Origin of the sequence: Ilyobacter sp., from assembly GCF_041583315.1 — a bacterium.
Lineage (GTDB): Bacteria > Fusobacteriota > Fusobacteriia > Fusobacteriales > Fusobacteriaceae > Ilyobacter.
In genome coordinates this window covers 1-1595 of the sequence record NZ_JBFHGC010000609.1, presented here as the reverse complement: position 1 = coordinate 1595, position 1595 = coordinate 1, and the positions used below count along the sequence as shown (strand labels likewise).

General features: G+C 36.4%; 2 protein-coding genes. One reads left to right on the top strand and one right to left on the bottom strand.

Annotation, left to right across the window (positions count from 1 at the left end):
- The coding region (pepD, locus tag ABZA26_RS14710; RefSeq protein WP_372715236.1) for a beta-Ala-His dipeptidase at positions 1–960 on the bottom strand (960 nt) is incomplete at its 3' end.
- A 217-nt stretch (positions 961–1177) separates the two neighbouring features.
- Here pepD and ABZA26_RS14705 point away from each other — a divergent pair.
- On the top strand, positions 1178–1595 hold a 418-nt coding region (locus ABZA26_RS14705), incomplete at its 3' end, for a DUF2628 domain-containing protein (RefSeq protein WP_372715235.1).

Genomic DNA, 1595 nt, shown 5'->3' with positions numbered 1-1595 from the left:
TTTTTGGGTAGAAATTTTGTCCAGACACTTATCATAAGTTGTGTCTGTTATTTTTTCTATACTTATTTTTATGTTTGGATCAGACAGATTTAACATTTCTTTTAATTCAGTATTGATTATTTCTATAATTTTTTGAAGTGATTTTTCATCTGGGGATTTTACGAGAATAATAGCTTCTGATTCTCTAGGGATAGCATTTGTTTTTGATCCACCCATTAGGTTTACTAAAGACATATTAGTTTCATAAGATATTTTTTTTAAAACTATTCCCAATATTTTTATGGCGTTTCCTCTCTGAAGGCCTATATCGACTCCTGAGTGCCCGCCCTGAAGCCCTGTTACTCTTATTCTAAATAAGTTGTCTCCTTGGGTGTTAGTAACGTTGAAAGGAAGAGCTAGGGTGAAACGCAGACCCCCTGCACAGCTCACATAGAGAGCACCCTCTTCTTCGGTATCTATGTTTATAAGATATTTTCCTTTTAAATATGATCCGTCTAAAGCTTTTGCTCCGGTCATACCTGTCTCTTCGTCAGAAGTGATGAGTATTTCCAAGGAGGGGTGTGGAATATCCTCAGAGTCTAAAAGTGCCAGGAAAAATGCAACTGCAATGCCATTATCAGCACCTAGGGTTGTCCCTGCAGCAGAGATCCAGTCACCGTCAGTTGTTAATTTTATTCCCTGGGATTCAAAGTCAAATTCGGTATCTTGATTTTTTTCCCATACCATATCCATGTGCCCCTGGAGAATTATCCCGGGAACATCCTCATATCCTGGAGTCGCCATTTTTTTTATTATTACATTCAGTGTACTGTCCTGTATTACTTCTAGACCTCTATACCTTGCAAACTCAACGAGATAATCACTTATTTTTTTTTCCTTTTTAGATCCTCTTGGGATAGAGCTGATCTTTTCAAAATAATAAAAAACTTTTTCAGGGTTAAGATCCTTTGAAATATCCAATTTAATTTCCTCCTGTAAGATTTATAAAGTATTTTACCATCCATTGTAAAAAACATACATGAATTTTTCATGGTTGAAATAAAACTTATTGTATGAAAAAAGTATATTTGCTATATTATAATTATAGATTATATAACTTCTGCTGACTACCTTCAGTAAAAATAAAATTTTAAAGACTGAATTAGATCGGCTTAATCTAGAGGGAGGAATTTTATCAATGAATTATGAAGACAAGGCTCTACTGAGCTACTTGGGAAAAGAAAAGGGATTTGAGTGGTACAAAGAATCCTTTGCCAAACATGATGCCAAAAATGGAAAATTTGCGTGGAGCTGGTCATTGTGGGCATTTGTAGGAGGGGGATGGTACTTTATTTACAGGCGGATGTTTGTAGAGGGGGTATGTCTGCTGGCTTTGGGAGCATTCCTGGCATTTACTTATCCTGCAATGATGTTGTCCCTTAAAATCTCCATGGGCGGGGTAGCCCCTTATATGCTCTATGTGAGATATAAAACTACCAAAAATGACGTAGAGAGTAAATACAAGAAAGAAAGCGGAAGACTAGAGGCTCTAAAAGAGAGGGGCGGATATTTTCCAAAAGCAATATACATGGCAGTAACGGCTTATCTTTTGGGAA